Raw genomic sequence first — 13,063 nt, forward strand, 5'->3', positions numbered from 1 at the left:
GACATTCCCCCGCCGCGGGTCTTTTTCAGTCTAGGTTTGAGCACGTGATCGGCAGTGCCCTGGGGGCAAACTGACTGTCCGATCTTTAGCGGACAGCCCAACTCCAGCTTCTCTCAGGTGTCCGGTTTGGCCTTGGGCCTAGGATTGGTTGCGCTGGCCACAACGCGTTCCGCGTTCATCGATTTCAAGGAGAACCATGTCTGTTAACGCCTCCACCACCGTCAAGGCTCCGCTGGAGACCGTGCTCAAGACCTTTGTCGACGAGGCCTTCGTCCGGCACGTGAGCGACCGCGCGGGTACGCAGCTGGAATCCTTCGAGGTTTCCGGTGACACCAACACGGCGTTCACCGTGACCACCGTGCGGACCATGTCTGCGGACAAGCTGCCCGATGTCGTCCAGAAGTTCGTCAAGGGTGCCGTCAAGCTCAACCAGGTGGACACCTACGACGCTCCGGCCGCCGATGGCTCCCGTAATGCCCGCACCGAGATCAAGGCTCATGGCCTGCCCGTGGGCGCCAATGCCACCCAGACGCTGAAGCCCACCGGCGAGGAGACCGTGATCGACGTGGCCGGTGACGTGGTCGCCAACATCCCGCTGGTCGGCAAGAAGATCGCCGCCGCCGCTGAGCCCTACATCGGCAAGGCCCTGACCCTGCAGGCTCGCGCCGCGGAGTCCTGGATCGCCAAGCACTGATCGGTCAGGCACTCGGTAGTAACCGGGGGTCGCTCCTGCGGCCCCCGGTTTTTAGTTGGTGAGGCTATATGATGACCCAAGATATCCGCAGATCGAATGGAGTTTGGCGTTGAATGTGGCCGTGAACAATCCGTCACGCGCGGGCAATCCGGGGGCGTTCCTGAGGCGTGACACCACGGGCGGCCTGCTGTTGCTGATCGCGATGGTGGCCGCGCTCGTCATCGCCAACTCACCGCTGGGTGACTTCTATTTCGGTGTGCGTGACGCTCACGTGGGCATCGGTGTTCCCGGTTTTGATCACACGGTGGGCGAATGGGCCGCCGATGGTCTGCTGGCCATCTTCTTCTTCCTCACGGGCCTCGAGCTCAAAACTGAATTCGTCAACGGCGAGCTGCGCAATATTCGTAAGGCCATGCTGCCCGTGGTCGCCGCCGTGGGTGGCGTGATCATGCCCGCGTTGATTTATCTGGGCATTAATATTGCGGCCGGCGCGGAGGAAACGGCCATGCACGGCTGGGCCATCCCCACGGCCACGGACATCGCCTTCGCCGTGTCCGTCCTGGCGGTCGTGGGTTCGGCCCTGCCCACCGCCATGCGCACCTTCTTGTTGACGCTGGCCGTGGTGGACGATTTGATCGCGATCATCATCATCGCGTTCGTGTACACGGAATCCGTGCGCGGCCTCTTCCTGGGCTGTGCGGCGGTACTGCTCATCATCTTCTGGGTGCTCACTCACAAGTACGCCAACTGGTTCATGGCCAAGCACTGGGCGGCCTGGGTCATCCTGCTGCCCCTGGGCGTGGCCACGTGGTGGTGCGTCTACGAGGCCGGCGTGCACGCAACGATTGCCGGCGTGTTGCTGGGCTTCATGGTTCCCGTCATGAAGACCACGCCCCGCGTGATCCGCCACGAGGATCCCGAGATGGGACTGGCCCCCGCCCTGGAGCACCGCTTCCGTCCTCTCTCTAACGGTCTGGTCATCCCGATCTTCGCGTTCTTCTCCGCCGGCGTGGCCGTGGGTGGTATCGACGGCATCAAGTCCGCTGCCGCGGATCCCGTGGCTCTGGGCATCGTCGCGGGTCTGCTGATCGGTAAGCCCGTGGGCATCTTCGGTGCGGCTTGGCTGATGGACCGGTTCAGCCCCGCAGAGAAGGACAAGGACTACACCTGGTTCGATTTGTTCGGCATGTCGTTCGTGGCCGGTATCGGTTTCACGGTGTCCCTGCTCGTGGCCGAGTTGAGTTTCGGCATCGGCAGCCCCCACAACGATCATGCAAAGGTCGGCATCCTCTTCGGCTCCATGCTCGCCGCGATCATCGGTGGCAGCCTGCTGCTCGCCCGCAACGCCAAGTACAAGAAGGTCCGTGCGCACGGCGTGGACCCGGACGTCTACGACAACTAGGTCCCGCGCGACCGGGCCTCGACAGCACAACGAAACGGCCGGTGAGAACCTCAAGAGTTCTCGCCGGCCGTTCGTCATGTCAGGCTCGCGGGCTGCTGGCGCATTCCCGCGTCCGTCAAGCTAGTTCGCTCGAGCCTTCGACGCCGCCTGGTTCACCGCGTCCTCCACGGCCACCCAGCTGAGCATTGCGCACTTCACGCGCGCCACGAATTTGGACACCCCCGCGAAGGCCGCCGCATCACCCAGGATCTCCTCGTCCGGAGCCACCTGGCCGCGCGATCTGAGCATCTCGCGGAAGTGCTCGATCATTTTCCCCAGCTCGGACAGACTCATCCCGGGTGCCATGTCCGACAACACCGACGCCGCCGCCATGGAGATCGAGCAGCCCTCGCCGTTCCATTCCACGGCCTCCACGGTCGGGTTCTCCCCCTCCGTCACCGCCACGCGCACGGTGATCTCGTCGCCGCACGTGGGGTTGTACTGGTGGGAAACACCGCTGCGTTCCCCGGCCGAGGACACGTCCTGGTCGGTTTCGCCGCTGCGCTTGTGGGAGTGCTCGAGGATGATCGTTTGGTACAGCTGGTCCAACTCTGCGCTCATGCGCCCTCCGCCCGGAAGTAGCCGCGAACGCGCGAGAGCTCGTCAAGGAAGCGATCGACGTCGTCGGTGGTGTTGTACAAATAGGTGCTCGCGCGCGTGCTGGCCGTGAGGCCCAACTCGCGGTGCAGCGGCTGCGCGCAGTGGTGGCCCACGCGCACGGCGATACCGGCGACGTCCAGCAGCTGGCCCACGTCGTGTGCGTGCACCCCGGCAACATCGATGCTGGCCAGGCCCACGCGCTCAACGCCCGGTTCGGGACCGAGGAGGCGAACGCCGTCGATCTCCGTGATCCCGCGGGCCAACCGACCCCCGAGCTCGGCTTCCCACGCTTCGATGCGGTTCATGCCGATCTGCTCGAGATAACGAACGGCCTCGGCCCACGCGACGGCCTGGCTGATGCGCTGCGTGCCCGCCTCGAAGCGGACGGGCGAGTCGAGGTAGCGGGCGTGCTCCGTGGTGACCTTGGTGATCATTGAGCCGCCGGTGAGGAACGTGGGCAGTGCGTTGAGCAACTCGCGGCGTCCGTAGAGCGCGCCGATGCCCGTGGGGCCCAGCATCTTGTGGGCGGAAAACACCGCGAAGTCCACGCCGAGGGCCGGGAAGTCGATGGGCATGTGTGGCACGGACTGGCACGCGTCCAGCACCGTGAGTGCGCCGACTTTTTGGGCCTCGGCCACGACGGCGGGCACGTCCGTGATCGCGCCGGTCACGTTGGAGACGTGCGTGAAGGCCACGAGCTTGGTGCGGTCGCTGAGTGTGTTCGCGACCGCCTGCGGCGTGATCAGACCGCGTTCGTCCACGGGGACCACGCGCAGGGTTGCGCCGGTCCGTGCGGCGAGTTCCTGCCACGGGATCAAGTTGGCGTGGTGCTCGGCCTGGGTCGTGACGATCTCGTCACCCGGGCCCATCCGGAAACGCTCCGCGTTCTCCGACCCGTTGGAACCCGCGGCCGCGTTGGACATCGCGTAGCTCAGCAGATTGAGGCCCTCGGTGGCGTTGGACGTCCACACGAGGGAATATGGATCCGCGCCCACGAAACGCGAGACCGTGGCGCGAGCATCCTCGAAGAAGTCCGTGGCCTCCACGGCCAGGGTGTGGGCACCGCGGTGAACGGCGGCGCGGTGGCGCAGTGTGAAATCCCGTTCCGCGTCGGCAACCGGGAGCGGGACCTGGGAGGTCGCGCCGGTGTCGAGGTAGACCAGCGGATGACCCGCCACCTGTGTTTCGGTGAGCAGCGGGAAATCCTGCTTCAGCTGCAGGACTTGCTCATTGTCCAGGGGGGTAGTGGTCATGACTCCTTCTCACGAGCTGTCGCTCATCGGCTAATGGACCGGCCGTCTCCACCGTAGCCCCGCGCGTGGACGGTGACTAATGGTGGTTACGCCAGATTGAGCGCCCGAACTCAGTTGGGTTACGCGGCTCCGATTCCGAGCGCCGCACGCGGGCCGTGACCAGCCTGGCGTCACGACAATTTGGCATGGAAATGCTGCTGCGTGTCGACCAGACCCTTTTCGGTCAGCATCTCCACGGCGTCGGCGGCATCGCTGATCAGCAGGGGCAGTTCCTTTGACTCCGCGCCGGAGAAACGCTTGAGCACGTAGTCAGCGGCGTCCATTCGGCCGGGAGGTCGGCCCACGCCCACCCGCACCCGCACGTAGTCCTTGGTGCCCAGCGCCTTGGTAATGTCACGCAGCCCGTTATGGCCGCCTTCTCCCCCACCGCGCTTGAGCTTGACGGCACCGTACGGCAGGTCGATTTCGTCGTGCACGACCACCAGGTTGTCCAGATCCAGGTCGTAGTACTTGAGCAAGGAGGACACCGGTCCGCCGGACGTGTTCATGTAGGTCAGGGGCTGAGCCAGGACGAGCCTCGGCGCTCCGGGACTCATCCGCGTTTCCGCTACCGCGGCGCGAGTCCTATGGGCGGACAGCTTGGCCCCGGCACGGCCGGCCAGTTCGGCCAGCACCATGGCACCCGCATTGTGTCGAGTCCCCGCGTAACGGTCGCCGGGATTTCCCAACCCCACCACCAATGTGCGATCAGCCACGAAGGGCCTCCTTCGGTTCGTTCTTCAAGTCGTTACAGCGCCGTCACGCTGTCTCTGGATATGACGCCTATCGCGCGCGTCACCGGTGCCCACCCCTCGCCCACTCAATGCCTCCGGGGGCTCGCGTACACGGAACCCGCGTTCACGAAAACACGGCGGCAGGCACCCGTGGGTACCTGCCGCCGCGTTCGATCACTTCACTGCGCCGCCCGTGCAAGGCCGCGCGGGTGAAGAAATACTTACTCTGCGTCCTCGGCGGGGGCCTCTTCGTCAGCGGCTTCCTCGCCCTCAGCAGCCTCTTCGCCTTCTTCCGGCTCCTCGCCCAGGTCCTGCTGGACCGGCTCGGAGACGTTGATGACGAGCAGTTCCTCGTCCGAGATCAGTGCCACGCCACTGGGCAGGGTGATGTCCTTGGCGTAGACGTGCTCGCCCGGCTCGAGAGCGTCGATGTTGACCACGACGTACTCGGGGACCTTGAGCGCGTCGGCCTCGATGACCAGAACGTTCTCTTCCACGTTGTGCACGGCGGTCGGTGCGACCTCACCCTCGACGTGAACCGGGATCTCGACCTCCACGCGCTCGCCGCGGCGCACGGTGAGCAGGTCAATGTGCAGGATCTCGGGACGCACAGCGTGACGCTGAACTTCCTTGATCATGGCCAGGTGGCCGTCACCGTCAACGTTGATTTCGAGCACAGCGTTGGGGTTACGGGAAGCCAGCATCATTTCGTGGCCGGGCAGGACCACGTGCAGGGGCTCGGCACCGTGACCGTAGATCACTGCGGGGATCTGGTTGTTCTGACGCACGCGGCGGGCGTAGCCCTTGCCGAACTCGGTGCGCAGCGTACCGGGAATGTTGATGATATCCACCATGGTGGGACTCCTTAGATTGTGGGTTATCGGCTCGTCACCACACTGACCGCCGAATGGCACTCGCACCAATCGTTGAACCGGTCAGCAAACCGACGTGGTGCGGTACCGCATGGCGCTCCCGTTCCGTGAGGTCACGGGAGTTCACGATCCCACCAGCCGTCGTCGATAACGGGGCAGCAAAATACGCCACCCCCTCGCCTTGGCAACTTTCCCAGAATACCACGGGTCCTTATCTCCCGAACCGCTCACAGGCTCGTCCCCCGTTATGTACCCATATGTCCTGGACAGGGGCCGTTCGCGGGTGAATCACGCTATCGTGGGAAGCGTGAATCTCGGGGGAGATTCCACGGTGCGGCCGCCTCACTCATCACAGCCGTACCGACGCGGTGCAAGTTTTTATGCACTCTCGTCGACCGTTTTCAGGGGGAGGGACCGACGATCATGTTCAAGGAGCCAACAGTGCGCCACACGCAAGCGTTGTGGCGTGAGAAATACCAGCAGACTCTGCGGATATCCGATGCCCTGGCGTTAGCAGTGGCGTTGGCGTTGAGCCAATTGATCCGTTTCGGCTTGGGCGACGGGTTCCTCCCGCTCGAATCAATTCCCGTTCCGTATTGGTTGGTCGGTGTCATTCTCGGACTGGGTTGGTGGGCCTGGTTGGAGTTGCGCGGCACGCGCGGAGTCCGTTTGATCGGTAATGGTGTCGAAGAAACCAAACAAGTGGTCACCTCCACCCTGGTCCTTTTCGGCGCGATCGCTATCGTGTCCTACGCCTTCGACATTCCGACGGCGCGCGGTTACGTCCTCATCGCCCTCCCGCTCGGTCTTCTCACGTTGATCAGCGGCCGCTTCGTGGCACGGCACAACCTGATGCAACGGCGCTTCAAGGGCCAGGCTATGTCCCGCACCATGATCATCGGCCGTTTCCCCGGCGCCGTGGAGATGGTGGATGAGCTCCAGCGCCGCCCGGATGCCGGTTTCAAACCGGTGGCCGTGTACATGCCGCGCTCACGACGGGACGTTCCCGAAGAACTGGCTCACGTCGAAATGCCGGTCAATACGTTGGAACACGGTGTTCGTCCCAGCGTGGCCGGAATCGTGCAGGCGTGCTGCGAGAACCGCATCGAGACCCTGGTCATGACCGCATCGGTACCCCTGAGTACGCGCGAGATCCGCCACCTGGGGTGGGCGCTGGCTGATGAGCACATCCGATTGGTCATGAACACGGGCCTGACCGACATTGCAGGCCCCCGCATCCACACGCAACAACTGGCCGGGCTACCGCTCATCCACGTGGCCACCCCGCGTTTCACTCGGTCCAAGAAGATGATCAAGCGCGGCACCGACATCGTGGGGGCGTCTTGTGCGCTGCTCATTCTGTCGCCCGTGTTGCTCGTACTCGGCCTGATCGTCAAGATGCACGACGGCGGTCCTGCCTTCTTCGCACAGGAGCGAGTGGGCATTGACGGCAGCCGGTTCAGGATGCTCAAGTTCCGTTCCATGTATGTGGATGCCGAGGAGCGAAAGGCCGCGCTGCTGGCGGCCAACGAGTCGCAGGGTGGTGTGCTGTTCAAGATGAAGGACGACCCGCGCGTCACCCGCCCCGGAAAGTGGATGCGGCGCTACAGCCTGGACGAACTCCCCCAGTTCTTCAACGTTTTGGGCGGCTCCATGTCCCTGGTAGGTCCCCGGCCTCCTCTGGCCTCCGAAGTGGACCGGTACGAGAAGCACGTCTACCGCAGACTCCGGGTGCGTCCTGGTATCACCGGCTTGTGGCAGGTCTCCGGTCGCTCCGATCTGGATTGGGAACAGTCCGTCCGGTTGGACCTGTACTACGTGGAGAACTGGTCCCCGGTTCAGGACATGATCATTTTGTTACGGACCTTCAAGGCGGTTTTCGCCTCCGACGGCGCCTACTGACCGTCTTCTCGACGGACCGTCACCGTGCCGTCGACACTTCCTCGTGGCCCTTCACTGCCTTGCGCGGTGAAGGGCAACCTCGGTTAAGTCCCGGCGAACCGGTCGTGTACGAAACCGAAAATTTGCAGCCTTGAAATGCTTTCGTGATCGATTCTCGAAAATTAATCCATTAATTCCCTGAAAGTTGTTTAGAATCTTGATGCCCCCAATGCCCAAGCGCCCCCGCGCACCATCCCCCAGTTAGGCAATTCGTGTGATCTCCCCCCGAAAGACAGCCCTGCCCGCTGCCGTTACCGCGGCTATTCTGGCATTCACCACATTCGCTCCGGCCATTGCTGCCGAAACCCCCACTGAGAACCTCGATCCCGACCGCGGCAACGTGGTGTCCGTGGAAACCGAAGAACTCGACACCGTGGTCAAAGATCCCAAGCTTCCGAGCGCACCGCCCAAGACCGGGGATAAGAACCCCGGCGCCACCATGGGTCAGCGCATGAAGTCAATGGATGAAACCACCAACCTGTCCCCCGAGTCCGAAGCGGAACTCGAGCAGGTCGAAAAGGAACTCGACACGAAAACCGCCCCGGCGGCGTCGGCGTCGGTCGGTGCCGTGACCCCGGAAACCCGGGAGAGCCCGGAATCCGATCCGTCCAGCACCCAGACAGTGGGCCCGGCTGGTTCGATGTCCCTGATGATCCAGGCCAACACGTGGCGCCCCGCGGGCATCATGGGAATGGACGTGTCCGGTTGGCAGCCCACCGTGAACTGGAGTGCCGAGTACTCCAAGGGCGCGCGCTTCGCGTACGTGAAGGCCACCGAGGGAACCGGTTACAAGTCCCCCTCGTTCGCGTCGCAGTACAGCGGCTCCTACAACGTGGGCATGATCCGCGGTGCGTACCACTTCGCCCTGCCGAGCGTGTCCTCCGGTGCGGCCCAGGCCGACTACTTCGTGAACAACGGCGGAGGTTGGTCCGCGGACGGCAAGACCCTGCCCGGTCTGCTGGACATCGAGTACAACCCGTACTCGAGCTTGGGCAACACGTGCTACAACATGTCCCAGCCGCAGATGAACTCGTGGATCAAGTCCTTCTCGGACCGCTACAAGCAGCGCACCGGCCGCCTGCCCGCGATCTACACGACCACCGACTGGTGGCGCACCTGCACGGGTAACACCGCGCAGTTCAACACCCACCCGCTGCACATCGCCGCGTACAACACCACCGGTGCCGGGGCCATGCCCAACGGTTGGTCCACGTACGACATTTGGCAGTTCTCGGCCTCGGGCCCCTTCTCCGGTGACTCCAACCAGTACCGCGGATCCTGGGCCCAGTTGCAGTCCATGGCCAGCTCTCGCAACTACAAGCCGCTGGGCGGTCGCGCGCCGAGCACCAATGCGGTGAACCAGTCTTACTCGGTGAGCGGCGGTATCGGTTCCATTTACCGCGCCACCGGCGGTGCCGCCAAGTGGGGCCAGGCCGTGACCCCGGAGCGCGCTGCCGCTTCGGGTGGTCGCTACCAGGAGTTCGTGCGCAACGGCGTGAAGGCCACCGCGTACTGGCACCCGCGTACCGGTGCCCACATGGTGCGCAACACCTCGAGCATCGGCAACAAGTTCGTGCAGACCGGTCGCGAGCGCGGACTGGGCTTCCCGTCCACGGAAGAGCGCTCCATCTCCGGCGGTGCCTACCAGAGCTTCACCACGGCCTCCGGCCGCACCCACAAGGTCATGTGGACACCGTCCACCGGTTCCAACACCATCAAGGAGTATGGGGCCATCGGTAAGTTCTGGAGCAAGCGCGGTCATGAGCGCGGCTACGGGTTCCCCGTGACCGACGAGTACCGCGTGGGCAACCAAGTGCACCAGCGCTTCTCCAAGGGCTACACCGTGCGCTGGTCCTCCGCGACCAACCACGTGTGGGTCACCCGCTAAGGGTTCCACCCGCCAGACATGAAAAAGCCACCCGCCGGATTCCGGCGGGTGGCTTTTTCATGTCACGGTTCAGGGGAACCGGACGCGGATCATGCGGGTCAGGACCGGCCGTTGAACAGGCTGGTCACCGAGCCGTCCTCGAAGACTTCCTGGATGGCACGCGCGATCAACGGTGCGATCGAGATGACCTCGAGGTTCTCGAACTGGTGCTCCTTCGGAACCGGCAGGGTGTCGGTGACGACAACCTTCATGGCACCACAGTTGGCCAGGCGCTCCACCGCGGGGTCCGAGAACACCGCATGAGTGGCGGCAATGATGACATCCTTGGCGCCGTTGTCCCGCAGCACGCGGACAGCGCCGGTGATGGTTCCACCGGTGTCGATCATGTCGTCGATAAGCACGCAGGTACGGCCCTCGATGTCGCCCACGACCTGCTTGGACTCGGCCTGGTTGGGAACGTTGATGTCACGCGTCTTGTGGACGAAGGCCAGCGGTGCACCGCCCAGACGTTCGGCCCACTGCTCGGCCACGCGCACACGGCCGGTGTCCGGGGACACCACGGTCACGTTGGACTCGTCCACCACGGAACGCACGTAGTCGCTCAACAGCGGGATGGCCATGAGGTGATCCACGGGGCCGTCGAAGAAGCCCTGGATCTGCGCGGTGTGCAGGTCCACGGACATCAGACGGTCAGCGCCGGCGGTCTTGTACAGATCAGAAATCAGACGAGCGGAAATGGGCTCACGACCGCGGTGTTTCTTGTCCTGGCGGGCGTACGGGTAGAACGGGCTGACCACGGTGATGGACTTGGCCGATGCGCGCTTGAGCGAGTCGATCATGATCAGCTGTTCCATCACCCACTGGTTGATGGGTGCCGGGTGGGACTGGATGAGGAACGCATCCGCGCCACGCACCGACTCACCGAATCGCACGTAGGTCTCACCGTTGGCAAAGTCGTACGCGTCGGTGGGGACCAGTTCGGTGCCCAGTTCGCGCGCGATGTCCTGCGCCAGCTGCGGATGTGCACGACCCGAGAGCAGAACCATGCGGTTCGACCCCGCATTCGTAATTCCGGTCATGTGAACTCGCTTTCCTCGAAATGCTTGATGGAGCGCTGGTCGCGTGTCTCGTGCCCGGTTCAGGCCTGGGATGCGCGGTCAGAGTTTTAGGAGCCGTTGGACGCTTCCGCAGCCTTAGCGGCATCGGTTCCGGGACGGTGCTTCTGCACCCATCCTTCCACGATGACTTGATTCCCCTCGGTGAGGGCCAGTGCGCCGGCGGGCACGTCCTTGCGGACGGTGGTGCCGGCACCGGAGTAGGCGCCGTCGCCAATGGTCACGGGCGCAACGTACATGTTGTCCGAGCCCATGCGCACGTGGTTGCCCACCACGGTGCGGTGCTTGTTGACGCCGTCGTAATTAACGAACACGGAGGCCGCACCGATGTTCGAGTGCTCGCCGATCGTCGCGTCGCCCACGTAGGACAGGTGCGGGATCTTGGAGCCTTCGCCAATGGTCGAGTTCTTGGTCTCCACGAAGGTGCCGATCTTGCCCTTGGCGCCCAGCACGGTGCCCGGACGCAGATACGCGAACGGACCCACGGACGCGCCCGCACCCAATTCGGCGTCGCTGCCGTGGGTGCGGATCACGGTTGCGCCGTTGCCCACGGTCACGTTGGTGAGGGAGGTGTCCGGGCCGACGACGGCGTCCTCGGCAATTCGCGTGGCACCGTGCAGTTGAGTACCGGGCAGGATGGTGACGTCCTGCTCGATCTGCACGGTGTCATCGATCCACGTGGTACCCGGATCAACGACCGTCACGCCGTTGGCCATGTGCATCTTGAGGGTGCGCTTATTGAGGTATGCGCCGAGTTCCGAGAGCTGCTCTCGGTCGTTGGCACCCTCGAGCTCCATGTAGTCCGTCATCTTCAGGGCGTCCACGCGGTGGCCCGCGGCCCGAGCGAGCTTGGGAACATCCGTGAGGTACTTCTCGGCCTGAGCGTTGTTGGTGTCCACCTGGGCCAGGGAATCGCGCAACACGGCAGCGTCGAAGGCGAAGATGCCGGAGTTGACCTCCACGACCGCGCGCTCTTCCTCGGTGGCGTCCTTGAATTCCTTGATCTCCGCGAGCTGGCCGTTCTCGTCCCGCAGGATGCGGCCGTACTTGCCCGGAGCGGGGTGATCCGCGGTCAGCACCGTCACGGCGTTGCCGTGGTCGCGGTGGTAGGTCACGAAGTCCTGCAGGGTCTGTGCGGTGAGTAGCGGAACGTCGCCGTACGTCACGACCACGGTGCCGGACACCGGAGCTTCACGGTCCAGAACTTCCAGACCCGCATCCACTGCACTGCCGGTGCCGGGAACGTCCGACTGGTCGGCAATCAACACACCGGAATCCAGCTCATTGATGTGCGCTTCCACGAGGTCCCGCTGGTGACGAATGACCGCCACGAGCTGCTCCGGGTTCAGTTCCCGCGCGACTTTGAGGGCGTGCCCCACCATGGAACGACCCCCGATCTCATGCAAGATCTTGGGGGTCTTGGACTTCATGCGGGTGCCCTTGCCTGCGGCCAGGACGATGATTGCTGCGGGGTTGGACCCGCCGGTCGCGGCGCTCTGATCGGCCGCGGTATCGACGATGCTCACTGAGCTAACTCCTCGTGGTTGCTCGTCAGGTGGTGGAACCCATCTGCACCTGGGTGGTTCGTACGTTCCGCCACTAGGACTCGAACCTAGACTCACGGCTCCAAAGGCCGGTGTGCTGCCAATTACACCATGGCGGAAAGGTCGTCACTGCCGTGACAACACAACCGTGCACCACACGGGATGCACGGAAAATTACCATAACATTTCCCGAACTTCGGTCAGTGCGATCCCGAGCAGTGTTCCACCGTGACCACGCGGCCGTTGGCCATGGCCTCCTCGAAACCCGGTAACGCCTGGGCGAGGTGGCGGGTCTCCCCCGGCTCCAGTCCGCGCACGAGCACGGGAGCGCGTTTGGCTGCACGCTGCACGAATCCCCACGCATCTGCGTCGGACTGGCCTGCTCCTCGAGAGCGGGACATGTCCCAAGCGAGTGAGGTGACCTCGGGTTCGGTAACGTCCAGGGTGTCCTGATCGAATTCTCGGTCCAGGAGTACCAGGAGCATGACCACTTCGTCCACGGTGGTGTGGTTCTGCATGAGCAGTCGCACGTCCTGAGCCGAAGCCGCTTCTGCGAGCGCGGCCACCATGGAGTACAGCCGTTGCCGCTGTCGACCGCGGTGGGTGACGCCGCCCAACGCGAGCACGAGCGCCTGGGCGCCCACGCCGTGGGCCAGGACCAGAGCGGCGTCGGCCTCGGCGATCACGCCCTCGTCAGGCATGTCCTCGTCCACGGACACCGGTGCGCGCAGGATCAGCGGATCGGCGCCGGCCTTGCGCAACTGATCGCCTGCCTGTCGACGCACCATACTTCCCATGTGGAGACCCACTGGACGGTCCGCGCCCAGCGTGATTTCCACGGGCCCCGGGTGCTCGCGAACATGTTCGACGGCGCTCGCCAAGTCCTGGGGAATATCCAAAACCGTCCCGGCCACGGGGGCGGTCACGTAAGTCTCTTGCATG

Annotated in this window: 11 protein-coding genes and 1 tRNA gene; 4 read left to right on the top strand and 8 right to left on the bottom strand. The window is 64.1% G+C overall.

Annotation, left to right across the window (positions count from 1 at the left end):
- Window positions 1–196: 196 nt before the first annotated feature.
- Together CKW39_RS03635 and nhaA are read left to right on the top strand one after the other, a co-directional pair.
- A complete protein-coding gene (locus tag CKW39_RS03635) occupies window positions 197–694 on the top strand; it encodes a DUF2505 domain-containing protein (protein ID WP_095796800.1) in 498 nt (165 codons plus the stop codon).
- 121 nt (window positions 695–815) lie between these two features.
- Window positions 816–2,096: a Na+/H+ antiporter NhaA gene (gene nhaA, locus CKW39_RS03640; protein WP_254049260.1), complete on the top strand. Its 1,281-nt coding sequence runs from the start codon at window positions 816–818 to the stop codon at window positions 2,094–2,096.
- Window positions 2,097–2,216: 120 nt separating this feature from the next.
- On the opposite strand, the gene sufU is transcribed toward nhaA, so the two are convergent.
- From sufU to CKW39_RS03660, 4 genes are all read right to left on the bottom strand, one after another.
- Window positions 2,217–2,696: a Fe-S cluster assembly sulfur transfer protein SufU gene (gene sufU / locus CKW39_RS03645; RefSeq protein WP_095796802.1), complete on the bottom strand. Its 480-nt coding sequence runs from the start codon at window positions 2,694–2,696 to the stop codon at window positions 2,217–2,219.
- Window positions 2,693–3,988 (bottom strand): aminotransferase class V-fold PLP-dependent enzyme, encoded by a 1,296-nt coding sequence (locus CKW39_RS03650; protein ID WP_095796803.1) that lies wholly within the window; start codon window positions 3,986–3,988, stop codon window positions 2,693–2,695. Before CKW39_RS03650 ends, sufU begins: the two co-directional genes overlap by 4 nt.
- Before the next feature lie 170 nt (window positions 3,989–4,158).
- A complete protein-coding gene (pth, locus tag CKW39_RS03655) occupies window positions 4,159–4,743 on the bottom strand; it encodes an aminoacyl-tRNA hydrolase (protein ID WP_095796804.1) in 585 nt (194 codons plus the stop codon).
- 239 nt (window positions 4,744–4,982) lie between these two features.
- Entirely contained in the window at window positions 4,983–5,615 is a 633-nt protein-coding gene (locus CKW39_RS03660) for a 50S ribosomal protein L25/general stress protein Ctc (RefSeq protein WP_095796805.1), read from the bottom strand.
- Between the two features lie 441 nt (window positions 5,616–6,056).
- On the opposite strand from CKW39_RS03660, the gene CKW39_RS03665 reads away from it, so the two are divergent.
- Together CKW39_RS03665 and CKW39_RS03670 are read left to right on the top strand one after the other, a co-directional pair.
- On the top strand, window positions 6,057–7,535 hold the full coding sequence (locus tag CKW39_RS03665; protein ID WP_095796806.1) for a sugar transferase: 1,479 nt from the start codon (window positions 6,057–6,059) through the stop codon (window positions 7,533–7,535).
- Window positions 7,536–7,788: 253 nt separating this feature from the next.
- Window positions 7,789–9,462, top strand: coding sequence for a GH25 family lysozyme (locus tag CKW39_RS03670; protein ID WP_095796807.1), 1,674 nt, complete (start codon window positions 7,789–7,791; stop codon window positions 9,460–9,462).
- Between the two features lie 98 nt (window positions 9,463–9,560).
- Here the strand turns inward: CKW39_RS03670 and CKW39_RS03675 are convergent, their stop codons facing one another.
- From CKW39_RS03675 to CKW39_RS03690, 4 genes are all read right to left on the bottom strand, one after another.
- Entirely contained in the window at window positions 9,561–10,541 is a 981-nt protein-coding gene (locus tag CKW39_RS03675; RefSeq protein WP_095796808.1) for a ribose-phosphate diphosphokinase, read from the bottom strand.
- 86 nt (window positions 10,542–10,627) lie between these two features.
- Window positions 10,628–12,103 carry a bifunctional UDP-N-acetylglucosamine diphosphorylase/glucosamine-1-phosphate N-acetyltransferase GlmU gene (gene glmU / locus CKW39_RS03680; RefSeq protein WP_095796809.1) on the bottom strand — a complete coding sequence of 492 codons (1,476 nt, stop codon included), beginning with the start codon at window positions 12,101–12,103 and terminating at the stop codon, window positions 10,628–10,630.
- Window positions 12,104–12,168: 65 nt separating this feature from the next.
- Window positions 12,169–12,240, bottom strand: a tRNA-Gln gene (locus tag CKW39_RS03685).
- An 81-nt stretch (window positions 12,241–12,321) separates the two neighbouring features.
- Entirely contained in the window at window positions 12,322–13,062 is a 741-nt protein-coding gene (locus CKW39_RS03690) for a hypothetical protein (RefSeq protein WP_095796810.1), read from the bottom strand.
- Between the last annotated feature and the right edge of the window lies 1 nt (window position 13,063).

Source organism: Kocuria sp. WRN011 (assembly GCF_002295155.1).
GTDB classification, from domain to species: domain Bacteria; phylum Actinomycetota; class Actinomycetes; order Actinomycetales; family Micrococcaceae; genus Kocuria; species Kocuria carniphila.